General features: G+C 48.5%; 22 protein-coding genes. 16 read left to right on the plus strand and 6 right to left on the minus strand.

The features are described from left to right. The first annotated feature begins 1 nt into the window (after position 1). The 4 genes from ACOT0L_RS18145 to ACOT0L_RS18160 all read left to right on the plus strand — a co-directional run bounded on the left by ACOT0L_RS18145 (position 2) and on the right by ACOT0L_RS18160 (position 5,547). On the plus strand, positions 2-1,558 hold the full coding sequence (locus ACOT0L_RS18145) for a TnsD family Tn7-like transposition protein (RefSeq protein ID WP_368995092.1): 1,557 nt from the start codon (positions 2-4) through the stop codon (positions 1,556-1,558). 11 nt (positions 1,559-1,569) lie between these two features. Further along, entirely contained in the window at positions 1,570-2,496 is a 927-nt protein-coding gene (locus tag ACOT0L_RS18150) for a hypothetical protein (RefSeq protein ID WP_000262426.1), read from the plus strand. A 362-nt stretch (positions 2,497-2,858) separates the two neighbouring features. Then, positions 2,859-3,158: a helix-turn-helix domain-containing protein gene (locus tag ACOT0L_RS18155; RefSeq protein WP_001097217.1), complete on the plus strand. Its 300-nt coding sequence runs from the start codon at positions 2,859-2,861 to the stop codon at positions 3,156-3,158. 562 nt (positions 3,159-3,720) lie between these two features. After that, positions 3,721-5,547 carry an AAA family ATPase gene (locus tag ACOT0L_RS18160; RefSeq protein ID WP_004118028.1) on the plus strand — a complete coding sequence of 609 codons (1,827 nt, stop codon included), beginning with the start codon at positions 3,721-3,723 and terminating at the stop codon, positions 5,545-5,547. 166 nt (positions 5,548-5,713) lie between these two features. Here the strand turns inward: ACOT0L_RS18160 and copM are convergent, their stop codons facing one another. The 4 genes from copM to silR form a co-directional block, all read right to left on the minus strand. After that, positions 5,714-6,064 (minus strand): CopM family metallochaperone, encoded by a 351-nt coding sequence (gene copM / locus ACOT0L_RS18165; protein WP_000694954.1) that lies wholly within the window; start codon positions 6,062-6,064, stop codon positions 5,714-5,716. 143 nt (positions 6,065-6,207) lie between these two features. Then, the gene (gene silE, locus ACOT0L_RS18170) at positions 6,208-6,639 is read right to left on the minus strand and encodes a silver-binding protein SilE (RefSeq protein ID WP_000790483.1); all 432 of its coding nucleotides are present in this window, start codon (positions 6,637-6,639) and stop codon (positions 6,208-6,210) included. Positions 6,640-6,888: 249 nt separating this feature from the next. Next, positions 6,889-8,364 carry a copper/silver sensor histidine kinase SilS gene (gene silS / locus ACOT0L_RS18175; RefSeq protein WP_000555738.1) on the minus strand — a complete coding sequence of 492 codons (1,476 nt, stop codon included), beginning with the start codon at positions 8,362-8,364 and terminating at the stop codon, positions 6,889-6,891. After that, positions 8,357-9,037, minus strand: a complete 681-nt coding sequence (gene silR / locus ACOT0L_RS18180; protein WP_000697969.1) for a copper/silver response regulator transcription factor SilR — start codon at positions 9,035-9,037, stop codon at positions 8,357-8,359. Before silR ends, silS begins: the two co-directional genes overlap by 8 nt. A 189-nt stretch (positions 9,038-9,226) precedes the next feature. On the opposite strand from silR, the gene silC reads away from it, so the two are divergent. The 7 genes from silC (at position 9,227) to ACOT0L_RS18215 (ending at position 18,895) form a co-directional block, all read left to right on the plus strand. After that, a complete protein-coding gene (gene silC / locus ACOT0L_RS18185) occupies positions 9,227-10,612 on the plus strand; it encodes a Cu(+)/Ag(+) efflux RND transporter outer membrane channel SilC (protein ID WP_000475511.1) in 1,386 nt (461 codons plus the stop codon). A gap of 27 nt (positions 10,613-10,639) precedes the next feature. Continuing rightward, entirely contained in the window at positions 10,640-10,993 is a 354-nt protein-coding gene (gene cusF, locus ACOT0L_RS18190) for a cation efflux system protein CusF (RefSeq protein ID WP_001246155.1), read from the plus strand. Between the two features lie 113 nt (positions 10,994-11,106). Then, a complete protein-coding gene (gene silB / locus ACOT0L_RS18195; protein WP_000157620.1) occupies positions 11,107-12,399 on the plus strand; it encodes a Cu(+)/Ag(+) efflux RND transporter periplasmic adaptor subunit SilB in 1,293 nt (430 codons plus the stop codon). A gap of 10 nt (positions 12,400-12,409) precedes the next feature. Further along, positions 12,410-15,556, plus strand: a complete 3,147-nt coding sequence (gene silA, locus ACOT0L_RS18200; RefSeq protein ID WP_032620969.1) for a Cu(+)/Ag(+) efflux RND transporter permease subunit SilA — start codon at positions 12,410-12,412, stop codon at positions 15,554-15,556. A gap of 86 nt (positions 15,557-15,642) precedes the next feature. After that, entirely contained in the window at positions 15,643-16,083 is a 441-nt protein-coding gene (locus tag ACOT0L_RS18205) for a DUF411 domain-containing protein (RefSeq protein WP_000758228.1), read from the plus strand. Positions 16,084-16,209: 126 nt separating this feature from the next. Continuing rightward, positions 16,210-18,657, plus strand: a complete 2,448-nt coding sequence (silP, locus tag ACOT0L_RS18210; RefSeq protein ID WP_049133343.1) for an Ag(+)-translocating P-type ATPase SilP — start codon at positions 16,210-16,212, stop codon at positions 18,655-18,657. Between the two features lie 40 nt (positions 18,658-18,697). Further along, on the plus strand, positions 18,698-18,895 hold the full coding sequence (locus tag ACOT0L_RS18215; RefSeq protein WP_126504439.1) for a DUF2933 domain-containing protein: 198 nt from the start codon (positions 18,698-18,700) through the stop codon (positions 18,893-18,895). 33 nt (positions 18,896-18,928) lie between these two features. Here the strand turns inward: ACOT0L_RS18215 and ACOT0L_RS18220 are convergent, their stop codons facing one another. Both ACOT0L_RS18220 and ACOT0L_RS18225 read right to left on the minus strand, forming a co-directional pair. After that, on the minus strand, positions 18,929-19,666 hold the full coding sequence (locus ACOT0L_RS18220) for a peptidoglycan DD-metalloendopeptidase family protein (protein ID WP_004388332.1): 738 nt from the start codon (positions 19,664-19,666) through the stop codon (positions 18,929-18,931). Between the two features lie 288 nt (positions 19,667-19,954). Beyond that, positions 19,955-20,404, minus strand: coding sequence for a copper resistance protein (locus ACOT0L_RS18225; RefSeq protein WP_001023257.1), 450 nt, complete (start codon positions 20,402-20,404; stop codon positions 19,955-19,957). A gap of 234 nt (positions 20,405-20,638) precedes the next feature. Here ACOT0L_RS18225 and pcoA point away from each other — a divergent pair, with 234 nt between their 5' ends. Genes pcoA through pcoR form a run of 5 tightly spaced genes read left to right on the plus strand, consistent with a single transcriptional unit; the run spans position 20,639 to position 25,441 of the window. Next, positions 20,639-22,456 (plus strand): multicopper oxidase PcoA, encoded by a 1,818-nt coding sequence (pcoA, locus tag ACOT0L_RS18230; protein WP_000925242.1) that lies wholly within the window; start codon positions 20,639-20,641, stop codon positions 22,454-22,456. A gap of 5 nt (positions 22,457-22,461) precedes the next feature. Beyond that, positions 22,462-23,352: a copper resistance outer membrane transporter PcoB gene (gene pcoB / locus ACOT0L_RS18235; RefSeq protein ID WP_001378118.1), complete on the plus strand. Its 891-nt coding sequence runs from the start codon at positions 22,462-22,464 to the stop codon at positions 23,350-23,352. 39 nt (positions 23,353-23,391) lie between these two features. Beyond that, a complete protein-coding gene (gene pcoC, locus ACOT0L_RS18240) occupies positions 23,392-23,772 on the plus strand; it encodes a copper resistance system metallochaperone PcoC (protein WP_000025662.1) in 381 nt (126 codons plus the stop codon). A 55-nt stretch (positions 23,773-23,827) separates the two neighbouring features. Further along, a complete protein-coding gene (gene pcoD, locus ACOT0L_RS18245; RefSeq protein ID WP_229692861.1) occupies positions 23,828-24,706 on the plus strand; it encodes a copper resistance inner membrane protein PcoD in 879 nt (292 codons plus the stop codon). A 54-nt stretch (positions 24,707-24,760) separates the two neighbouring features. After that, on the plus strand, positions 24,761-25,441 hold the full coding sequence (gene pcoR / locus ACOT0L_RS18250) for a copper response regulator transcription factor PcoR (RefSeq protein WP_001188930.1): 681 nt from the start codon (positions 24,761-24,763) through the stop codon (positions 25,439-25,441). Positions 25,442-25,544: the final 103 nt, after the last annotated feature.

Here is a 25,544-nt window from a genome sequence, read left to right on the forward strand (position 1 = left end):
AATGAGAATGTTGTCTGTTTTACCTGATGAATCCTTGTTCAGTCGGTTTTGTCGGACAGCTACCGTGTACGGTATGTCCCCATCTTCTCTGTTAACGATCATTTTCCACAAACCTGATATGAGCGTCCATCCAATTCTCAATTCAGGATTAAAGGCTATTTCTCTTCATACATCCGAAAGTGCAGACCAGCTCTGGCATGAACAGACTTTACTCCCTCTGTTTGCCTGGGCACTACCAATCAGTCGTAATGAAATTATGGATTTCAACACGACCCCTGCCAGGCTTAATCGATTGTGCCGCCTTAGTAATTTTTCACTAGGACAGCGGACACTATTGAAGTTTTGCCCGGTTTGCGCTCGTGAAGATACTTTTCATTATGGTGTTACTTATTGGCATCTGGCGCATCAACTTCATGGGGTTACAACCTGCCATCGGCACCAGGTAGTGCTTGAAAGCATCAATGTCCCTTCTGCACTGCACATACGTATTGGACTGATGCCTCCTGTTTCGTATACAGAACAACTCAGCAATGAGACAGACTTCGATTTTGCTAAATTTTGTTATGAGTCCATAAATATAATCAGAAGAAAAGAAATTTGTCACCCAAATTACATGGATGTACTTAAAAAGTTAAATTTATTATCATTGGACGGGAATCTGAAGAAAAATGTATTTTACGCACATGTTTATGCTAAGTGCCAGTTATTTGGGGAGGGTTCATCGGAGCTTCTACCGACATCCCTTACTGATTATCACTACTGGGAGCCTATACTCAAAGATAAATGTTGTCAGCATCCCACAAAGCACCTTTTGCTTTGTTATTGTTTGTTAAATACTTGCTGGCCAACGTATGCAGGAAGTCGTCCTAATAAAAAGAAAGAAATCTTTAAAAGTCATAAGGAATACAGCTTTCATATGGCTGAAAATAATACTAGTGTTAGCAACCTTGGGAGAGAATTTAATCGCAGCAGATGTTACATTAAAACACTTATTTATAAAAAATACCTGAGGGCGTTTAAGCGAAACACAAAAATTAATATATTCACTGAATTGCTTATCAAGTCTATGGCTGTAAGGGGGTTTAGTCTGGCATCCATAGCTGAGAAAAACTCATTATCGGAAGGAACTGTATCCTCTGTAATTTCATCTTGTTACGGTTTATGCTCATGGCGTAAAAAATGTAAAAAAGATTCTTTAAGACGGCGTCATAAGCAGAAAATATTAAGATTTATACATAATCAATCCATTTCTGTAACGCGAAAGTTAGTCAAGGAAAGTTGTTATGCTAGTTTCTTTTGGCTAAATAAACATGAAAATGGCTGGCTTAATTCCTGTCTTCCTAAAGCAGTACGATGTTATAGAAATAAAAGAGTAGACTGGAGCGAGAGAGATATAATCTCATCATCATTAATAAATGTTGTTTTATCTCAGGGGCAATACCCGATGTCACTTACAAGCCTGGATGCTTTACTGGGGGGGCATAACTGGCTTTTGAAATACAGAGATAAACTACCAATGACAATGACACTTCTCAGGAAAAAGAATCTAATTAAATAAGAGGGAGTGATATGGTTTACGAAAATGAATTGTGGCACAGTTTTCTTCTGCGTTCACAGATAATGTATAACTTATCCAATTGCAGGAACATAATATCTAAGCATGGTGAACTAAGGTACGATGCCTTTCCTCGGCTCGAACTGATTGATATGTACAAATTGCATAGTTTGCAGGATATATATGACATTCTTGCCACAAGAAATGGTTATATACTAACTTCCAATATAGTGTCGTTATCTTCTGGTGTTTACGGGTATTTCAACGCTGTTGAAGATGCCTGTCGAAATAATTTACACATAACTAATTCATATCCATTGGTAAACATCTCAAAGATTCGTTACTGCCATAAATGTATTATTGAAGATATACACTCTAAAGGCATTGGTTATCTTCGTCATAGATGGTTGTTTGAATCTAAATGTGCAGCTCATAGTACCTGTTTATATGAGGTTTGTTTTGACAACTATTTGGATGCAGTGAAAGGACTTAGTGACTTAATTATAAGTGGAATAAATCCTCATGGTTATTGTTCCCTTGTGGTTGACATTTCAAATCCTTTCAAAACTCCAGTGTATTTATTGCCATGTGCCAGGGATAAAATTTTAAAATGGATTTCTGACAATAAAAATGAGCTGGTTTACTTTCTCTTTGACCTCTTTAAAAGTAAATCGCATTCTAGTTTATTAAAGGTTATTGAAGTCAGGATAATGCATAGTAGTTATATTTCTGCGGTGTTCAGGATATTGAGTGAGGTTAATTTTTGTAATTTCAACTCATTTATTACCGATTTATTCGAGGACGTAAGTTATGCCTCTGTTGGACTTGATGATTATTCTGTTAATGTGGATTTTCTCAGGCTAAAAGCCGCAGATTGCAAATTTTGCCGGTTCAATGGTAAAAATTTTTGCTCACTTTTTAATGTAAAGCTTCTTCGCTAATTTTTACTTCATTTATAAACTACTAAGAAAGCTAATAAGATAGGGTTATATATTTTGATTAGGGCGGGAATAAATTATCACTTCCCGAGTATCCCTGGGGGTTACCACCTGAGTATGATGCCGGTTAGCAACAACGTCTAAAAGACCTACGATCACGATAAATGTCACTGGGTCACTCTCAAGCAAAGTGGTCAGGGGTGCTAGATACCAGTACTGCTTACTCAACACGGCCTTGTTTTTGAAAGATGCCGAATCTTGGCAAGAGGCGTATTACAGCCTATAGTCTGTTAATGAGTATTACAGCTTATCTGCTGTAAATCCATTCGTTGTGCTTGTTAACCCGTCGATACGGAAGATCACTTATGAACACTCAATACGCTTTGAAGACCTTGAATCAGTTGCGTCCTGTTTTAATCGGCTTTCGCAAAGCCAATGGACTGACGCAAAGAGATGTTTCTGAACGTTTGGGTGTAACACAGCAAACTTATGCCCGACTGGAGGCCAACCCTGCAAGTGTGGGTTTTGAGCGTTTGTTTAGAGTGTTCAGCGTCCTTGGAGTGGAGATCGTACTTTCATCCAGGGAACCATTGTCAGATGCAAAGCCCGAATACGGAGCTTTGCACAATGATTCTTCACTTCCAGCCAGGCGGGAGAAATGGTGACGCCATGCGCTTCCCGGTCTAATTGTCTGCAGCAATATTAACCCCTTAGCGGCCTGAAGTATCAGGTTGCTATGAAGCCTTTCGTTTCTTCTGTTATGTTAAATACACCAGTTTGAGCTGTTTCGGACAACCATAAATTATCTCTTCACTCTTAAATGAAAATTTTATGTCGATCACATTATCGATGAATTTAGGAAATAATCCGTAAATGAAAATCTATCTACCTTTAAATTTATCAATGTCCGTACGACATAATTAATATCAAAGAATGTGTATTATTATCATTTAAGTCATAAAAGCCATGAGTCAGTTCCAAAAAATATAATGAGCATTGAAATTATTACCCATCATTCTGGAGTTTTAACTTAGCCATGTATCGAACCACAAGTTGGCTTCCGGTGTTTTGAGGAGCAGTAAAGTTCAGAAAGCGCGACCAGATCATAATCCAGAAATGTCGTTAAGATATTCTGAATAACGGTTATCCCTGCATGTTGGCAGGCATTTGAAAATATATTTTGTATTCAGGTTGCAGCAAAACGCTTTCTTACACACAGGACTTCATATGCGGCTCAGAAAATTAAAACTGAAAAACTTCAGAGGCTACAGAAACTCTACTGAAATCATTATTGATGAAAGCATGACGGGTATTGTCGGTCGTAATGACTTTGGGAAGTCAACGATTCTGGAAGCGCTGGCTATTTTTTTTGAAACAGAAGGAATGAAGGCTGACAAGAATGACATGAACTGTTTCAGCCTAAGAGAAGGGGACGGCCGTTTTGAAATAGCCTGTGAATTTGATGACCTGCCCGATTTTATCATGATCGACGACAGGGTGCAGACCACGCTCGCCTCAGAACATCTGCTGAATGAAGACGGCAATTTTGAAATCGTCAAAACGTTTAAAGCAACGACCTCAGGAAAACCGGAGCAGACCTGCATCCGCTGCATCCATCCCGAAGAGGAGCCCCTGAGAAACTTACTGGCAATGAAAATTTCCGAGCTCAGGGCGGTGGGAAAAGAAGCTGAAAAAAATGTGGCGGATAAACGCACTGCATCGTTATGGCGTCAGGCCATCAGGGAAGCCGCCGCTCCCTATACCTGTTCTGAAATGTTGCTGGATGTCGATAAAGAGTTTGGAACCGACACAAAATCATTATGGGGTAAGATCCTCGATTTGCTGCCCACGTATGCGATTTTCAAAGCCGACAGGGAAAGCAGCGACGGGGATTCAGAAGCTAAAAACCCCTTACAGCAGGCCGTAAAAGACGCTCAGGCTGCGCTGCAGGACAAAATTACAGCGCTGGAAAATGAGATCCAGGACAGCGTACTGGATGTCGCACAGAGAACGCTGGATAAATTACGTGAAATGGCCCCCGAACTCGCCAGTGAACTGACTCCACGATTTAAGGAGAAACCCAAGTGGACCTTCAGTTTCACCCTGGACGGGGAAAATGGCATCCCCATCAATAAGCGCGGCAGCGGGATAAGGAGGCTTATCCTGTTGAATTTTTTCCGGGCTGAGGCCGAGAAGCATGTCGCGGGGACGCCCAGAAATGTGATTTATGCCATAGAGGAGCCTGAAACGTCACAGCATCCGAACTATCAGATGATGCTGATGAAAGCGTTACTGGCACTGGCAGGCCAGCCGCACCGTCAGATTATCGTCACCACCCATGTCCCGGCGCTGGCCGGATTGATCCCTGTCGAAGGCGTACGTTATGTCACCCGAAATGAGGCGGGTGAACCCGTAGTAAAAATGCCGGATGACGCTGTGCTGAAGGAAGCCACTGAAAGCCTGGGGGTGCTGCCAGAGACCGGTATGGAAAGGGCGCAGGGGATAGTTCTGGTAGAGGGAAAGTCGGATGTCACTTTCCTGAGGCATGCGGCCAGTTCATTAAAACAGTCAGGTATGTTGCCAGCCTCTCTGGAGGACGTGAAAATAGTGCCAGTCCTCATAGGAGGGTGTGGCAGCGTCAAACACTGGGTGACATTGAATCTGGCCAACGATCTGGGGCTTCCCTGGTGCGTATTTCTGGACTCCGATATTGGGGGAGACCCTGCACAGGTTCTGTCCATTCAGAAACGTAAAAAAGAAGTGGAGGATGCCGGTAAGGTATTCTTCGCCACGCGCAAACGTGAAATAGAGAACTATCTCTGCCCGGATCTGATTGAAGAAATGACCGGTGTAGCCGTCACGTTTACGGACACCTGTGATGCTAAAAAAATAATTGGCCGGGCGGTGGGAATGAAACCCGATAATGTGCTTGATAAATTCTGGCCCCGGATGACAGCGGAAAGAATCATCTCAAGATCAACCTATCATGACGGAATGCAGGAAAGGATTGAGCTGGTTGAGATCCTGAGCGATATTGTTGCCATGACGAGATAATGTGTAAAAATTATCGCAGCTGCATATATTCCGGTCCACAGCAAAGGACCGGAGTATAGTATATAAAAAACCCGAAATTAATCGGGTTTTAATTATTTAACGTTTAACAGGCTCCCGTGCCCGGGAGTGAATTAAAATTACGCTTATTATGGCTTTTTTGCAATCTTTATTTTTGACTGCCAAGCCATTTATTCATCTGCTCGATTTCACCTTTCTGAGCTTTAATGATGTCCTGCGCAAGCTTTCTCATTTCGGGATCTTTTCCGTATTTGAGCTCGGTCTCAGCCATTGCGATTGCCCCTTCATGGTGTGCGATCATACCTTTTGCAAAGGCCTTATCGGGATTGGATTCATTAACGGCGGCCATCATTTTTTCATGCATATTTTTCATGCCAGCCATATATTCCTGTGATGATGCCGATGAGTGCATATCTGACATTTTCATTTCCGAATGTTCAGCAGAAATGGCTGGCAGGGATAACATTAATATTACAAAAAGGGTGTTTTTGATTTTCATATAATAATTCCTTTCAGACAGGTACCGGTTAAGTGTAGCTGAGTCAGACAAAAAAGCCCCCTGACGGGGGGCAAAAATGTAGCAACGTTGTTTCAGGAAAATCTATCAGGGAAAAGGTAACAGCACGGATACTACCGTCGCATTCAGCCTGCATTGATCATGCGGCGGTGCGCTTCGGCCATGGCCTGATGTGGGCCGGATTGCCCGTTATTCATGAATTCATGGGCAACCGCTGCTCTTTCATGCTCATTCATCGCCGCGTAAGACGTTGACGGGACGGTCGTGGATACCGTGTTATTTCCCATCATCTTCTGATGACTTTCCACCATTTTCTGGTGCGCATCCGCCGAGCCGTTCGTCATGGTTTCATGAGCAATAATGGCCTGTTCATGCTGGTCCATACCGGTCATACGAGGAGCAGTCCCCTGGATCCCGACAGGAGCCGCAGCAGACTGCATCTGGTGAGCAGGAGCCTGTGCATTGTTGACGCGATCATGGATATTCACGGTTTCAGTGGCCCAGGCCGATGAAATTAAACCAAAGCCCAGCAAAGATGCTAATACGATATTTTTCATGATAACTCTCCATTTCTGAATTAGTGATGTCCGGGGAAGTACAACCGGTGTTTTCAGTTTCATAACTTAAACAGGTTCGGCAGTTATTATTTCTCCGGGAGATGGCTGGATATTCATTCCTGGCGTACTCTGACGCCGGGTATTGATGAAGCAATCCAGCCTTCCTGATAAGTTGCACTAATTATATCAAATGGCTTCTGTTTGCTGCATGACAGGCTAATGACATCTTTGTCATTTAAATCTTTATTCTCAGTGTTGGGGATCCGGAATCATTTTCTCCAGTCTGGGTACGGATAAAATAAAACGTGTCGAGCGTATATCCGATTCCACATGCACTCTTCCGTGATGTGCTTCCACGATTGACTTCACAATCGCAAGACCGATGCCGCTGCCTTCTCCTTTTCGTTGTCTGGACGGATCCACCCGATAAAAACGGTCAAACAGCCTTGATAAATGCTCTTCAGGGATTGGTTTCCCCGGATTTTCAATCACAAGGTCAAAAAAGCTCCCCTGTTTTCTTATTGAGACGGTGATTGCCTGTCCCTCAGGGGTATAACGCAGGGCATTGGATAACAGATTATTGATCGCTCTTCTGAACATTTGTGGATCTCCCTCGACCAGACAGGGCATCCCGTTAAATTTGAGCGTGATATTGCGTTCTTCGGCCCAGGCTTCGAAAAACTCGAAGACTTTCATGACTTCCGCTCTGAGGTCAAACATGACCCTGTCAGGTATCAGCTGATTATTATCTGCCTGTGCCAGGAACAGCATGTCGCTGACCATTTTGGTCATCCGGTTATACTCTTCAAGACTGGAATAGAGGACATCCTCAAGTTCCCTCTGTGTTCGATCCTGACTCAGTGCGATTTCAGTCTGCGTCACCAGATTGGTGATGGGCGTTCTGATCTCATGCGCGATATCGGCAGAGAAATTGGCCTGGCGGGTAAAGACATCCTCAATCTTTCCAATCATATGATTGAACGAGATAACCAGTTGCTCCAGCTCAATGGGAACGCGTGTCGGTTCCAGTCGCGCATCAAGATTCTCGGAGGTGATGTTTTTAATGGCATTGCTGACATTACGAAGGGGCAGGTGCCCCTGACGGACAGCGATTCGAATGATCAGAACAATCAACAGGCTTATCACGACGGCAATCGCAATCAGGTTCTTTTTCAGCGCATCGAGGTAATGGAGATGGAAATTAATGGATAGGCCAGTCAGCATGACATAGTTCTGCTGTTTGCCCTGAAATATCGCCTGACCAGAGGAGGCGATAATCCTGTATGTTTCCATCTTCATTTCGGACCCGGTATCCATCGGTCCCGCAGGATCCTCCACCGTCCAGAGAAAGACATCCCGTGCGCGGCTGTGCTCGCTAAAATCTGCTGAATTCACTGCCGGGCGTAGTGCCGCCCCCTGAGCTGAGCTAAAGAGCACTTCACCCCTGGGATTGAGGAGCAAAAGGGCAACGTTGCGGTAGCTGGCAATTGATTCCTTTATTTTGCTTATTTTTTTATCATCCGGATCCACCGGGGACTGCAGTATACGGTTCAGTGTGGTGCTGATTTGTTGAAGATCGCTGACATCCTGCTCGGCAAAATGATTTTCAACAGAATGCAGCATAAACCAGGTGAAGGCGATAAAAGCCAGTATCGTGGACAGGCTGATAAAAAAGGTCAGCCGCAGAGCGAGTGAGAAAGGGCGTCTGGAAGGTTTGCTATGCATCCGGGACCTCCAGCATGTAGCCCACGCCCCGGACTGTCTGGATCAGCTTTGTCCCGTAATCGTTGTCTATTTTAGCGCGGAGTCGCTTTACTGCGACATCGATCGCATTAGTGTCGCTGTCAAAATTCATGTCCCAGACCTGAGAGGCAATCAGGGAGCGGGGAAGAACCTCTCCCTGATGGCGAATGAAGAATTCCAGCAGGCTGAACTCTTTACTGGTGAGCACAATGCGGTTTCCGGCGCGACTGACTTTTCTGGATACGAGATCAATCGAGAGGTCAGCCACCTTAAACTGGCTTTCCGTGATCATCGTGTTTCCCCGCCTCAGAAGGGTTCTCACCCGGGCGAGCAGTTCGGCAAACGCAAAGGGTTTAACCAGATAATCGTCCGCACCCAGTTCCAGTCCTTTGACCCTATGTTCGATCGTGCCGAGGGCTGTCAGCAGTAAGACCGGCATACCCTTTCCGGCAGTGCGCAGCATGCGGATGATATCCCAGCCGTTCACATCAGGTAGCATGATATCCAGAATGACTAAATCATACTCGGCTGTCATGGCGAGATGATATCCGGTAAGACCATTATCAGCGTGATCCACTACGAACCCTGCCTCTGTAAGCCCTTTGCTGAGATATTCACCTGTTTTAATTTCGTCTTCGACGATCAATATTTTCATCTTGCTCCCCGGCTGGCTGCTAATGTCATTCTATTGCGCCCACGATCGTTATCAACGGATTACAGCAAAAATGACAACATTGTCATTATCCTGTCACTCGGCAAACAGAGAGCGTTAGGTAAAGTACCCCTATCAATACTCTGGACTTCATTTGAACCATTTACCAGGTCTGCCTGGACGAGAAGCAATATGTTCAAATTAAAACTACTCAGCATCAGCACAATCTTCATTCTGGCTGGTTGTGTCTCTCTGGCGCCTGAATATCAGCGTCCGGCAGCACCGGTACCCCAGCAGTTTTCACTGTCCCGTAACAGCCTGACGCCAGCGGTGAATGGCTATCAGGATACGGGCTGGCGTAACTTTTTTGTCGATCCCCAGGTCACCCGGCTGATTACTGAAGCCCTGACTAATAACCGTGATTTGAGAATGGCTGCACTGAAGGTTGAAGAGGCCCGGGCCCAGTTCAACGTCACGGATGCAGATCGTTATCCCCAGCTGAATGCCTCATCCGGGATCACATACAGCGGTGGTCTGAAAGGTGACAAGCCGACCACACAGGAGTACGACGCAGGTCTGGAGTTCAGTTATGAGCTCGATTTTTTCGGCAAACTTAAGAACATGAGTGATGCTGATCGCCAGAACTACTTTGCCAGCGAAGAAGCCCGTCGGGCCGTACACATCCTGCTGGTATCCAACGTTTCACAAAGCTATTTCAGCCAGCAACTGGCGTACGAACAACTTCGTATTGCGCGGGAAACGCTGAAAAATTATCAACAGTCCTATGCTTTCGTTGAGCAGCAGCTCGTGACCGGGAGTACGAACGTTCTGGCACTTGAACAGGCGCGAGGACAAATCGAAAGTACCCGCGCCGAAATAGCCAAACGAGAAGGCGATCTGGCTCAGGCAAACAATGCCCTGCAACTGGTGCTGGGAACGTACCGCGCACTTCCGTCAGAAAAAGGGATGAAAGGCGGGGAGATAGCCCCAGTAAAATTGCCACCAAATCTGTCTTCACAAATTTTGCTGCAGCGACCGGATATTATGGAAGCGGAATATCAGCTGAAAGCGGCTGATGCCAATATTGGCGCAGCGCGAGCGGCCTTTTTCCCCTCAATTACCCTGACCAGTGGTCTTTCCGCAAGCAGTACGGAGCTGTCCAGCCTGTTTACGTCAGGAAGTGGAATGTGGAATTTTATCCCTAAAATTGAAATTCCTATATTTAATGCTGGCAGGAATAAAGCCAATCTGAAGCTGGCTGAAATTCGCCAGCAACAGTCGGTGGTTAATTACGAACAAAAAATTCAGTCAGCCTTTAAGGATGTTTCCGACACGCTTGCGCTGCGCGACAGCCTTAGCCAGCAACTTGAGTCACAGCAGCGTTATCTTGATTCACTTCAGATAACTCTCCAGCGTGCCAGAGGATTGTATGCAAGTGGTGCTGTCAGTTACATCGAAGTGCTGGATGCAGAACGTTCCCTCTTCGCTACCCAGCAAACCATTCTCGATCTTACCTATTCCCGGCAGGTTAACGAAATTAATCTGTTTACCGCGCTGGGTGGCGGTTGGGTAGAGTAAATTTATTTAATTAATCAGGAAATTAAAATGCGTAATTCACTTAAAGCCGTTTTATTTGGTGCCTTCTCTGTCATGTTTTCTGCCGGTCTTCATGCTGAAACACATCAGCATGGCGATATGAATACTGCCAGTGATGCTTCGGTACAGCAAGTTATCAAGGGCACCGGTGTCGTTAAAGACATTGATATGAATACTAAGAAAATCACCATTTCGCATGAAGCAATTCCAGCGGTGGGCTGGCCTGCAATGACCATGCGCTTTACTTTTGTTAATGCAGACGATGCTATTAATGCCCTGAAAACAGGCAACCATGTCGATTTCTCGTTTATTCAGCAGGGCAATATCTCCTTACTCAAAAGCATTAACGTGACGCAGTCCTGATTGGCTGTCCGGAGCGATTACATCCTGTGCGCCTGTACATTCACATAGGTATATGTGTGAGTTAACCGTCAGGCGCATATGCCAGGTGTTTTGATTTTTTAGCGGAAAATTGTATGGCTTCTTTAAAGATAAAATATGCTGCAATAATTATCAGCAGCCTCATAGCAGGGGGGCTGATATCGGTTACTGCCTGGCAGTATGTAAACTCAGCACAAAAGACAGAAAAAACAGAACAAAAGGCACCGGAACGAAAGGTGCTTTTCTGGTATGACCCAATGAAACCGGATACCAAATTTGATAAACCCGGAAAATCGCCCTTTATGGATATGGACCTGGTGCCAAAATATGCTGATGACAGTGGCGATAAAAGCAGTGGCGGGATCCGTATCGACCCAACCCAGGTTCAGAATCTGGGATTAAAAACGCAAAAAGTCACGCGAGGAATGCTGAATTATTCTCAGACAATCCCGGCTAATGTCAGCTATAACGAGTATCAGTTTGTTATTGTGCAGGCGCGTTCTGACGGGTTTGTCGAAAAAGTCTACCCCATGACGATTGGCGATCATGTGAAGAAGGGGACGCCACTTATCGATATTACCATTCCGGACTGGGTGGAAGCACAGAGTGAATTCCTTCTGTTATCCAGCACCGGTGGTACTTCCACGCAAATTAAAGGCGTTCTGGAACGGCTTCGCCTGGCAGGTATGCCGGAAGAGGATATTCAGAGACTGCGTTCTACCCGGAGCATTCAGACCCGTTTTACCATTAAAGCACCTATTGATGGTGTCATTACTGCATTTGACCTGCGCACCGGCATGAATATTTCGAAAGATAAGGTGGTGGCTCAGATTCAGGGAATGGACCCGGTCTGGATCAGCGCTGCAGTGCCAGAATCTATCGCCTATCTGCTGAAAGATACGTCGCAGTTTGAAATTTCGGTACCGGCTTATCCGGATAAAACATTCCATGTCGAAAAATGGAATATTCTTCCCAGCGTGGATCAGACAACCCGTACGCTTCAGGTCCGTCTCCAGGTTTCTAATAAGGATGAGTTTCTCAAGCCGGGCATGAATGCCTATCTGAAACTGAATACCAGGAGCCAGGAGATGCTGCTGATACCAAGCCAGGCCGTTATCGATACCGGCAAAGAACAGCGCGTGATTACTGTTGATGATGAAGGCAAGTTTGTGCCGAAACAGATCCACGTTCTGCATGAGTCACAGCAACAGTCCGGCATCGGCTCCGGCCTGAATGAAGGCGATACCGTGGTGGTCAGTGGCCTGTTCCTCATTGACTCTGAAGCCAATATTACGGGCGCACTGGAACGTATGCGCCACCCTGAAAAAACAGAAAGCAGTATGCCAGCAATGTCTGACCAGCCTGTAAATATGCATTCAGGGCACTGAGGAGACGACGATGATTGAATGGATTATCCGGCGCTCTGTCGCCAACCGTTTCCTGGTCATGATGGGGGCCCTGTTTCTCAGCATCTGGGGCACATGGACGATTATTAACACGCCTGTCGATGCCTTGCCTGACCTGTCAGATGTGCAGGTCATTATCAAAACCAGCTATCCCGGCCAGGCCCCGCAGATTGTAGAAAACCAGGTCACCTATCCACTTACCACCACCATGCTGTCCGTGCCTGGCGCAAAAACCGTGCGTGGTTTTTCACAGTTCGGTGATTCGTATGTGTATGTCATTTTTGAAGACGGCACCGATCTGTACTGGGCCCGTTCCCGCGTGCTGGAGTACCTGAACCAGGTACAGGGAAAACTGCCCGCCGGTGTGAGTTCTGAAATCGGTCCGGACGCCACGGGGGTGGGCTGGATATTTGAATATGCCCTTGTCGATCGCAGCGGAAAACACGACCTTTCAGAACTGCGTTCTCTGCAGGACTGGTTCCTGAAATTTGAGCTGAAAACCATCCCGAACGTGGCTGAGGTCGCTTCGGTTGGCGGCGTGGTGAAACAGTACCAGATTCAGGTCAATCCGGTAAAACTGTCTCAGTATGGTATCAGCCTGCCCGAAGTGAAACAGGCCCTTGAATCGTCTAACCAGGAGGCCGGTGGCTCATCCGTTGAAATGGCCGAAGCTGAGTATATGGTCCGTGCCAGCGGTTATCTTCAGAGCATTGATGATTTTAATAACATCGTCCTGAAAACAGGCGAGAACGGCGTGCCGGTTTATCTGCGGGATGTTGCCCGCGTGCAGACCGGGCCTGAAATGCGGCGTGGTATTGCCGAGCTGAACGGCCAGGGCGAAGTCGCTGGCGGCGTGGTGATCCTGCGGTCGGGTAAAAATGCACGCGACGTTATCACGGCAGTGAGGGATAAACTTGAGACGCTGAAGGCCAGCCTGCCGGAAGGCGTTGAAATCGTGACCACCTACGATCGCAGCCAGCTCATCGACCGGGCGATTGATAACCTCAGTTCCAAACTTCTGGAAGAGTTTATCGTGGTGGCCATCGTCTGTGCCCTGTTCCTGTGGCACGTACGTTCTGCCCTGGTGGCGATTATCTCTCTGCCGCTTGGTCTGTGTATCGCCTTTATCGTCATGCACTTCCAGGGACTGAACGCCAATATCATGTCGCTGGGAGGGATAGCGATTGCCGTCGGTGCGATGGTGGATGCCGCCATTGTGATGATTGAGAATGCGCATAAGCGGCTTGAGGAGTGGGATCATCAGCATCCTGGTGAGCAGATTGACAACGCCACCCGCTGGAAGGTGATTACCGATGCCTCCGTTGAAGTGGGACCCGCACTGTTTATCAGCCTGCTGATCATCACCCTGTCCTTTATTCCTATCTTTACCCTGGAAGGTCAGGAAGGACGTCTGTTTGGCCCGCTGGCATTCACGAAAACGTACTCCATGGCGGGCGCGGCCGCGCTGGCCATCATCGTCATTCCGATTCTGATGGGATTCTGGATCCGGGGGAAAATTCCTGCAGAGACCAGTAACCCCCTGAACCGGGTACTGATCAAAGCGTATCATCCATTGCTGTTGCGGGTTCTCCACTGGCCAAAAACAACCCTGCTGGTTGCGGCCTTGTCCATTTTCACCGTTATCTGGCCGCTGAGCCAGGTGGGCGGTGAGTTTCTGCCGAAGATTAACGAGGGCGACCTGTTGTATATGCCGTCGACCCTGCCGGGTGTCTCTCCGGCTGAAGCTGCAGCGCTCCTGCAGACGACGGACAAGTTAATCAAAAGCGTTCCTGAAGTGGCCTCTGTATTTGGCAAGACCGGTAAAGCAGAGACCGCCACGGATTCCGCACCGCTCGAAATGGTTGAAACCACGATCCAGCTCAAACCTGAGGATCAGTGGCGTCCAGGCATGACGATTGACAAGATTATTGAAGAACTCGACAGGACCGTCCGTTTACCGGGGCTGGCAAACCTCTGGGTGCCGCCAATCCGTAACCGTATTGATATGCTCTCAACCGGGATCAAAAGCCCGATAGGTATCAAGGTGTCCGGAACGGTTCTGTCCGATATCGATGCAACGGCGCAGAGTATCGAAGCGGTCGCCAAAACCGTACCCGGCGTAGTGTCTGCTCTCGCAGAGCGACTGGAAGGCGGGCGCTACATTGATGTGGATATCAACCGGGAAAAAGCCTCCCGCTACGGAATGACGGTGGGCGATGTGCAGCTGTTCATCTCATCAGCCATCGGTGGGGCTATGGTGGGTGAGACGGTTGAAGGCGTGGCCCGGTACCCGATTAATATCCGCTATCCGCAGGATTACCGGAACAGCCCGCAGGCCCTGAAACAGATGCCGATCCTGACCCCGATGAAGCAGCAGATCACGCTGGGCGATGTTGCGGATATTAAGGTCGTTTCCGGGCCGACTATGCTGAAAACGGAAAATGCCCGTCCAGCCAGCTGGATTTACATTGACGCGCGCGGCAGGGATATGGTGTCGGTGGTTAATGACATTAAAACGGCGATCAGTCAGAAAGTGAAACTGAGACCGGGTACCAGCGTGTCATTCTCCGGACAGTTTGAACTGCTTGAGCATGCCAACAAGAAACTGAAGCTGATGGTGCCGATGACGGTGATGATCATCTTCATCCTGTTGTATCTGGCATTCCGCCGGGTTGATGAAGCCCTGCTGATCCTGATGAGCCTGCCGTTCGCCCTGGTTGGCGGGATATGGTTCCTGTACTGGCAGGGCTTCCATATGTCTGTCGCAACCGGAACGGGGTTTATCGCTCTGGCCGGGGTGGCAGCAGAGTTTGGCGTGGTCATGCTGATGTATCTGCGTCATGCCATTGAAGCGCACCCGGAATTGTCCCGTAAAGAGACGTTCACACCGGAAGGCCTTGATGAAGCCCTCTATCATGGTGCCGTACTGCGTGTCCGGCCGAAAGCCATGACCGTGGCGGTGATCATTGCGGGTCTGCTGCCAATACTCTGGGGAACCGGTGCAGGTTCAGAAGTCATGAGCCGTATCGCGGCACCCATGATTGGTGGGATGATCACGGCTCCGCTGCTGTCCCTGTTCATTATTCCTGCCGCCTACAAATTAATCTGGCTGCGCAGACATAAAAAAAGCGTGTCCTGAACCTGAAAGGGCACCCCCTGTGGGTGTCCTTCTTTACTGATTCACCCTGACGTCAGGGTTTAAATCGATAATATACAGAGGTGAGTATGAAAAAAGTGGTTCTGATGGCGCTGGCTCTCGGCCTTTCACTGCCCGCGATGGCGAGTGAAAAAGTGATTGATATGTACAAATCTGAAAACTGTGGCTGTTGTTCCCTGTGGGGCAAAGCGATGGAAAAAGACGGGTTTGAAGTACGAACTCACGTCATGAATGATCAGGCGCTGTCAGCCCTGAAAGAAAAGCATGCTATTCCTGCAGGACTGCGAAGTTGTCATACCGCGGTTGCCGGTAATTTGATCATTGAAGGCCATGTGCCTGCGACAACGATACATAAGGCAATGCAGTCTGGTTCAGGTATATACGGTCTCGCCACCCCCGGTATGCCAGCAGGAAGTCCTGGAATGGAGATGGGAGCCCGAAAAGAGGCTTACGATGTTATCGCATTCTCACCGGATGGAAGTAAAAAAGTCTTCCAGCGAATCGAATAGTCAGCGGAACGGCTGATAACGGGACGCCGGCAGCAGGCACTCTTATGCCGGCGGCATTCGTGGTAATCGCATCCATGACATACCCTGAAGACAGAAGATGCTTCGGTATGCATAAGGAGAGTTACTGTGAAAAATGACAATGCAGTGCAACACAACAACCAGACTGCTTCTGAGCAGACATTATCCCCGGACGAGGGCCACGTATTGCATAAGGTGAGAGATCCCGTGTGCGGGATGGACATCCTGCCCGACAGGGCGCACAGCAGCATTCGATACCAGGACCATCAACTTTATTTCTGCTCCGCCAGCTGTGAGAGTAAATTTAAAGCCCATCCCGATCGTTATCTTACCGAAGATGCCAGTGAACATTCCCATCACCATCACCACGATCATCACGAAGTCAGCCCTGATCAGATAAAACAGCCTCACCACCAGGCGGAGAAAGAGAATTCTGAAGGTGTGTGGACATGTCCGATGCACCCGGAGATACGCCGCAGTGGTCCCGGAAGCTGTCCTGTCTGTGGAATGGCACTGGAGCCGCTCGTAGCTACGGCATCCACGGGGCCAAGTGATGAACTTCGCGACATGACAAGACGCTTCTGGCTGGGGTTGTTGCTGGCGTTTCCGGTTCTGGTACTCGAAATGGGATCTCATCTGTTTCCCGCCTTGAGGAATACAGTACCGCCACAGTACAACACATGGCTGCAGCTGCTTCTGGCCTCTCCTGTCGTGTTGTGGTGTGGCTGGCCATTCTTCGCCCGGGCCGGAATGTCGTTACGTAACCGCTCCCTGAATATGTTTACCCTTGTTGCAATGGGCACCGGCGTAGCCTGGGTGTACAGCGTCATTGCAACCGTCTTCCCCTCCTGGTTTCCTGCATCGTTCAGAAACATGGATGGCCTGGTGGCCGTTTATTTTGAAGCCGCTGCAGTTATTACGGTGCTTGTTCTGCTGGGACAGGTTCTTGAGCTGCGGGCACGGGAACAAACCTCAGGTGCCATTACTGCACTACTGAATCTTGCCCCCAAAACCGCCAGGCGGCTGGATCATGACGGTCATGAAACGGATATTAATGCGGAAGATGTTCTGCCTGGCGATAAGCTCCGCATCAGACCAGGAGAGAGTATTCCGGTCGACGGTATTGTGATCGAAGGCAAAACAACCGTTGATGAATCGATGGTGACCGGGGAATCTATGCCGGTTACCAAAACGGAGGGTGACCCTGTCATCGGGGGGACCATTAATCAGACAGGGAGTCTCATCATCCGTGCAGAGAAAGTCGGTGATGAAACAATGCTCTCACGAATTGTTCAGATGGTCGCTGATGCACAGCGTTCGCGTGCCCCCATCCAGAGAATGGCTGACAGCGTTTCAGGCTGGTTTGTTCCTCTGGTGATACTTATCGCGGTTGTTGCTTTCGTGATCTGGTCTGTCTGGGGGCCCGAGCCCAGGATGGCGCACGGTCTCATTGCGGCTGTGTCGGTCCTGATTATTGCCTGTCCCTGCGCGCTGGGGCTGGCCACGCCGATGTCGATAATGGTGGGGGTGGGCAAAGGAGCCCAGGCCGGGGTGTTAATCAGGAATGCCGAAGCCCTTGAGCGTCTTGAAAAAGTGGACACGCTGGTTGTCGACAAAACAGGCACGCTCACGGAAGGTTCGCCTACGGTGACAGGGATTATCAGTCTCAATCCGGGTGGGGAAACATCTCTTTTGCGTGTAACAGCCGCAGTGGAAAAAGGCTCGCAGCATCCGCTGGGTATGGCAGTAGTTAAAGCAGCACAGGAAAAGGGGATCGCAATACCCGCAGTCACTCATTTCGATGCACCGTCGGGTAAAGGTGTCTCAGGCGATGTCGAAGGTCAACGGGTTGTTATTGGTAATGAACTGGCTATGCAGGAAAACAGTATCGTTATTGATAATCAAAAGGCCGTTGCGGATACGTTGCGGATGGAAGGCGCTACCGTTATCTATGTGGCCACAGACGGGGACCTTGCAGGCCTGATAGCTATCTCGGATCCCGTGAAAACAACCACGCCGGATGCGCTTAAAGCTTTGCGTCAGGCGGGGATCCGCATTGTTATGCTCACCGGGGATAACCAGCTTACTGCTGAAGCAGTCGCACGGAAACTGGGAATAGATGAGGTTGAAGCCGGAATTCTGCCGGATGGCAAAAAAGCAGTGATAACCCGACTGAAAGCGTCTGGCCATGTGGTTGCGATGGCCGGAGACGGTGTGAATGATGCCCCGGCGCTGGCAGCGGCTGACGTGGGTATAGCCATGGGAACGGGTACAGATGTGGCAATTGAAAGTGCCGGAGTCACCCTTCTCAAAGGCGACTTGATGATACTGAACAGGGCCCGTCATCTGTCAGAGATCACCATGAAAAATATCCGTCAGAATCTGTTTTTTGCATTTATCTACAACGCACTTGGCGTGCCTGTGGCTGCAGGTCTGCTTTATCCTGTGTATGGAATACTGCTGTCGCCAGTTATTGCGGCGGCGGCCATGGCTCTTTCCTCCGTCAGCGTCATTGTGAATGCGTTGCGTCTGAAAAGTGTCAGGCTCGGGAAATAACCCTGAATGAAGGGTCTGTTACTAACAGAAGGAGTCCGGTATGAAAAGTACAACCTATGCGCTTATTGCTGTCGCCGCGATTGCGGCATTTGCTCTCCTGCGCGAACACTGGTCACATGTGGCAGGCTACTGGCCATATCTGTTACTGCTGCTTTGTCCGCTCATGCATCTTTTCCACGGTCACGGGGGGCATGGAGATCATCAACATCACGGAAGTGAAAACGATAATAAAAATTAATCCGGCAGACGGGACCGCGTCGCGGTCCCGTTATCAGTCCAGGTATCGTTCGTAGTCTCTGGCATGCGCAAAGGCATGCTGTTCGAGTTTGTTATCAGCGGGTGCCGCCGTCCGGAACGCCAGTGAGTTAACAGGATTGTTATTGATGACCAGCTCGTAATGCAGATGAGGACCGGATGAACGTCCGCTGTTACCGGATAACGCAATAGCGTCTCCCCGGGTAACCCTGGCCCCTTTAGTAACGAGTATTTTATTGAGGTGGAGATAGCGAGTTTTAACACCGGCTTTTCCCGTTACTTCAACAAAATATCCCATGGTACTGTTGTATTCGGCCCGGGTGATTTTTCCGTCGATGACGCTGACTATTTTCGTGTTCATGGGCATGGAATAATCAATGCCATTATGGGGACTCACTTTTCCCGATACCGGGTTAAGTCTTGCAGGATTGAAAGGCGAACTGAGTCTTGCTGTGGCCGGTAACGGATAATCGAGACTGCCTTTCCCGGAAGTATCGGAAAGGTTATAGAACTTTTTATCTGATATACGATACGCCGTGTAATTAAATGAACCGGACGTAAATTTATAGGCCACGACACGTGATTTTCCCGCTTTCTTTTGCAGTACGAGTTTTAATGATTCATTTTTTTTCAAATGCCGCAGATTAAACCGGGAAGGCAAGGAGCGCTGAAGAGTAGCGATCTCGTTCGATTCCAGCCCCGAGCGGGTGGCTGAAAGGTAGGCATTTTCTTTTACGACATCGGTAGAATACATTTACTGGAATTCGCCGTTAGCATGAACACTGCGGCGTATGCTAGGGGTTTTCAGGAGGCGTGTCATCTGTCAGTTAATCGGGAGCACCGTTGATGGTCGTCATTTTTGTAACATATCTTGTTTCCCGTTTGCTCCTGAAGCTCTGGGAACTGTATGACCAGCCCGACGGTGATGATTAACGGGACTGAAACAGGTTACGGCAGAGCAATATGGGGCTCATGTCCTGCTACGTAACCCGTCAGTAAAGCCCTGCTGCGCACCTGACGCTAAGCACTAACCCGCCTGCAGTTACCTGGTCGAATACAGCCCGCGAAGCTTTCTTGCCTGCGTCTGATGTGCTTCCGCACCGGCATTATTGACCTGCTCATGCACGAGAGCGGCTTTTTCTCCGGCATTCAGTTCGTTAAAAGAAGAAGACGAGGTCTTTGAATTTGCATCACTGCCGGACAGCATTTTTTTATGTTCCTCAATCATTTTCTGATGCGCATAGGACGCGCTGTTGTTCATAAATGAATGAGCAACAATGGCCCTTTCATGTTCATTCATTTCAGAGAATGAGGGCGTGTTGTTTTTATTAACCCTGTCCGGTAAGTTTTCATGCGTCGAGGAATTCACATGACTGACGGCTGAGGCATTATTAACAAATCGATGTGCTTCATGGGCAATATCACTGGACTGAGCAAAAGCTGCCCCACAAAATAAAGCTGTAAACGCAGTGGTCGTGATTAATATATTCATGTGTAATTACCTTCTGAGGTACATAAAAGATGTCCTTATGATCATATATAAAAATAATCAACCTGTGGGGAAGATGACGTAAATGTAATACAGCTATGTACATTACACGATTGTAATGAATTTGTTTCTTAAGGTGTGCTAGATTCATTTCATTGTAAGTGGATGAACCAGTAATTTAATTTAAATCGGTTCTCGAATTCTGTCAGTAACCATACTTTAAATAAGGGAATGCGCATGCTGTTGAAAACGTCTCGACGAACTTTCCTGAAGGGGTTAACCCTCTCTGGCGTAGCCGGAAGTCTTGGCGTATGGAGTTTCAATGCGCGTTCCAGTCTGAGCCTGCCAGTTGCCGCATCCCTGCAGGGTACTCAGTTTGACCTGACCATTGGTGAAACGGCCGTCAATATCACGGGCAGTGAGCGTCAGGCCAAAACAATCAATGGAGGCCTGCCGGGGCCCGTTCTTCGCTGGAAAGAAGGTGACACCATTACCCTGAAGGTCAAAAACCGTCTTAATGAACAGACGTCCATTCACTGGCACGGCATTATTCTTCCGGCCAATATGGATGGTGTTCCGGGGCTGAGTTTTATGGGCATAGAGCCTGATGATACCTACGTTTACACCTTTAAGGTTAAGCAGAACGGGACTTACTGGTACCACAGCCATTCCGGTCTGCAGGAACAGGAGGGGGTATACGGTGCCATTATCATCGATGCCAGGGAGCCAGAACCGTTTGCTTACGATCGTGAGCATGTGGTCATGTTGTCTGACTGGACCGATGAAAATCCTCACAGCCTGCTGAAAAAATTAAAAAAACAGTCGGATTACTACAATTTCAATAAACCAACCGTTGGCTCTTTTTTCCGCGACGTGAATACCAGGGGGCTGTCAGCCACCATTGCCGATCGGAAAATGTGGGCTGAAATGAAAATGAATCCGACTGACCTCGCGGATGTCAGTGGCTACACCTACACCTATCTCATGAACGGGCAGGCCCCGCTGAAAAACTGGACCGGACTGTTCCGTCCCGGTGAAAAGATACGCTTACGGTTTATCAACGGCTCGGCAATGACCTATTTCGATATCCGTATCCCCGGGCTGAAAATGACGGTCGTGGCTGCAGATGGCCAGTATGTAAACCCGGTTACCGTTGACGAATTCAGGATTGCCGTTGCCGAAACCTATGATGTCATTGTGGAGCCTCAGGGTGAGGCCTATACCATCTTCGCACAATCCATGGACAGGACCGGTTACGCTCGAGGGACACTGGCCACGAGAGAGGGGTTAAGTGCTGCCGTTCCCCCCCTCGATCCCCGTCCTCTGTTGACCATGGAAGATATGGGTATGGGGGGAATGGGACATGATATGGCAGGAATGGACCACAGCCAGATGGGAGGCATGGATAACAGCGGAGAGATGATGTCTATGGACGGTGCTGACCTTCCGGATAGCGGGACATCCTCCGCGCCCATGGATCACAGCAGCATGGCCGGTATGGATCATTCCCGGATGGCCGGAATGCCGGGTATGCAAAGTCATCCTGCGTCAGAAACGGATAACCCACTGGTTGATATGCAGGCGATGAGCGTCTCTCCGAAATTAAATGATCCGGGTATTGGTCTTCGAAATAACGGAAGAAAGGTTCTCACGTACGCGGATTTGAAAAGCCGCTTTGAGGATCCTGACGGACGTGAACCTGGCCGTACCATAGAACTGCATTTAACCGGCCACATGGAAAAGTTTGCCTGGTCATTTAACGGAATCAAGTTTTCAGATGCCGCACCGGTGCTGCTGAAATACGGTGAGCGGCTCAGGATCACGCTGATCAACGATACCATGATGACTCACCCCATTCACCTGCATGGTATGTGGAGCGATCTGGAAGATGAAAACGGTAATTTCATGGTTCGTAAACACACAATAGATGTTCCCCCTGGTACAAAACGCAGTTACAGAGTGACAGCAGATGCGCTTGGCCGCTGGGCGTATCACTGCCATTTGCTCTATCACATGGAAATGGGAATGTTTCGTGAAGTCCGGGTGGAGGAATGATGCGAATGAAGAGAAATTTGAAGGCCATACCTGTTCTGGTCGCCGGTTTGTTTACCTCACAGCTTTCTATTGCGGCGGGCTCCGTCTCTGCAGATCCCCACGCCGGGCACGACATGTCTGCCATGCAGATGCCAGCAGATGAGAATTTCACTGAGATGACGTCAATGGAGCCCATTGTAACTGAGAGCAGAACGCCAATTCCGCCTGTTACCGATGCCGACCGGAAGGCTGCATTCGGCAATTTACAGGGGCATGCGATTCACGACAGTGCGATTAATTATCTGGTTCTGCTGGATCAACTGGAATGGCAACGGTCGGATAACACCAACAATTTCAGCTGGAGTGTTAACAGCTGGATTGGAGGCGACACAGATCGGATTTGGCTAAAGAGTGAAGGTGAACGAAGCAATGGGGAAACGGAGGCGGCTGAAGCGCAGTTACTCTGGGGACATGCGGTTGGCCCATGGTGGGATTTGGTTGCGGGTGTCAGGCAGGATTTCAGACCTGCTTCTGCCCGGACCTGGGCTGCTGTCGGTTTTCAGGGGCTGGCACTCTATAATTTTGAGTCTGAAATTACGGGTTTTGTCAGTAATGGCGGAAAAGCAGCCCTTCGTCTGGGAGGAGAATACGACGTTTTACTGACTAACCGGCTCATACTCCAGCCATCCTATGAGGTGAATTTCTACAGTCAGGATGATGAATCGCGGGGTCGCGGCAGGGGACTGACTGACACAGAGCTGGGGCTCCGGCTGCGCTATGAAATACGCCGTGAGTTTGCACCCTATATAGGCGTTTCCTGGAATCAACTTTACGGGAAAACATCCGATATGGCGAAAAGAGAAGGTGAGAAAGACCATCAGGTAGTATTCCTGGCGGGAGCCAGAATCTGGTTTTAACGCACTGATATAAAACACTCAACTAAACAGGTAAATAAAATGTCGATTTTAAATAAAGCCATTCTTACAGGTGGCCTCGTTATGGGCGTTGCTTTCTCTGCTATGGCCCATCCGGAATTAAAAAGCTCTGTGCCACAGGCTGATTCAGCCGTAGCGGCCCCGGAAAAGATTCAGCTTAATTTCTCGGAAAATCTGACCGTGAAATTCTCAGGTGCAAAATTAACGATGACGGGTATGAAAGGCATGTCATCACATTCTCCGATGCCGGTCGCGGCAAAAGTGGCGCCAGGCGCTGACCCTAAATCGATGGTCATTATTCCGCGAGAGCCTTTACCCGCTGGCACTTATCGTGTTGACTGGCGCGCGGTTTCTTCAGATACGCACCCTATTACCGGTAATTACACCTTTACAGTGAAGTAATATTATGAACGACCTGATTATGATTGTTATTCGTTTTCTTCTTTATCTGGATTTGATGGTAATATTTGGATTGCCATTTTTTCAGATATATGGAATAAGCGGTGTCAGACATGAAACCTATAACCTGACTAATTTCAGGTCGTTTATAACCTTTGCTGTTGTTACAGGCATCATTCTTACTGGCATTAATATGCTCCTGGTATCTAATGCCATGAGTGGAGTAACTGACCTCAGAGAATTATCCATCCATGTTATCGAGATGGTGATAGAAGAAACTGATGTGGGTATTAGCTGGATTGTCAGGCTCTGTGCCCTGTTTACCACACTCGGTGCTTTGTTCCTTTACACTAATAAGAGAGTATTGTCCTGCCTGCTGATGACGATGAGTGGGGGCGTGGCGCTGGCTACACTTGCCTGGGGAGGACACGCCGTTATGCATGACGGTCTGCATTACTATCTCCATTTACTGAGCGATCTGACCCATCTCGGTGCTGCAGGTGCCTGGACAGGTGCTCTGGTTGCATTTGCTATCCTGCTGATGCGCAGAAACGAGCATAATGCACAGAGCGTCATTGTGATATCTGACTCCCTGGCAAAATTTGCCACGGCAGGAACGGTGATTGTTGTAGCCCTGATCCTGAGTGCGCTGGTCAACTATCTGTATATTGCTGAGGGTAACTTAACTCCCTTATTCAACAGTTCCTGGGGGAGGATATTGCTTGCCAAGACGGCTCTGTTTGTTCTGATGCTTCTTCTGGCTGCAGCAAACCGGTTTCACCTGGGTCCCCGGCTTGAAGTTATGGTCAGGGAAGGGAATTATGATCGCAGCGTTGCCCTGATGCGAAACAGCATCCTGACAGAATTCGTTGTTGCGATTATCATTCTGGGCGCCGTAGCGTGGCTCGGAATGCTTGCTCCGTCTCAGGTCAGCTAGGGGACAGCCAAAGCTCATGCGTGAGATTTTTACTTTCATATCAGCGAGTTGACCATGCAGCGTATTTTAATCGTTGAAGACGAACAAAAAACAGGTCGTTACCTGCAGCAGGGACTGGTTGAGGAAGGCTATCAGGCCGATCTCTTTAATAATGGCCGCGATGGTCTCGGGGCCGCGTCGAAGGGACAGTATGATTTGATAATACTGGACGTGATGCTGCCTTTCCTCGACGGGTGGCAAATCATCAGCGCACTGAGGGAGTCCGGGCACGAAGAACCGGTCCTGTTTTTAACCGCAAAGGACAACGTGCGGGACAAAGTGAAAGGACTGGAGCTTGGCGCAGATGACTACCTGATTAAGCCCTTTGATTTTACGGAGCTGGTTGCACGTGTAAGAACCCTACTGCGCCGGGCACGCTCGCAGGCCGCAACAGTCTGCACCATCGCCGATATGACCGTTGATATGGTGCGCCGGACCGTGATCCGTTCGGGGAAGAAGATCCATCTCACCGGTAAAGAATACGTTCTGCTTGAGTTGCTGCTGCAACGCACCGGAGAAGTGTTACCCAGGAGTCTTATCTCGTCCCTGGTCTGGAACATGAATTTTGACAGTGATACGAATGTGATTGATGTCGCCGTGAGACGTCTGAGAAGTAAAATTGATGATGACTTTGAGCCAAAACTGATCCATACCGTTCGCGGTGCCGGATATGTCCTGGAGATCAGAGAAGAGTGAGGTTCAAAATTTCCCTGACCACACGCCTGAGCCTGATTTTTTCTGCGGTGATGCTTACGGTATGGTGGTTATCAAGTTTTATCCTGATTAGCACCCTTAATGG

Source organism: Enterobacter cloacae complex sp. XAL002 (genome assembly GCF_049236805.1).
Classification (GTDB): domain Bacteria; phylum Pseudomonadota; class Gammaproteobacteria; order Enterobacterales; family Enterobacteriaceae; genus Enterobacter; species Enterobacter intestinihominis.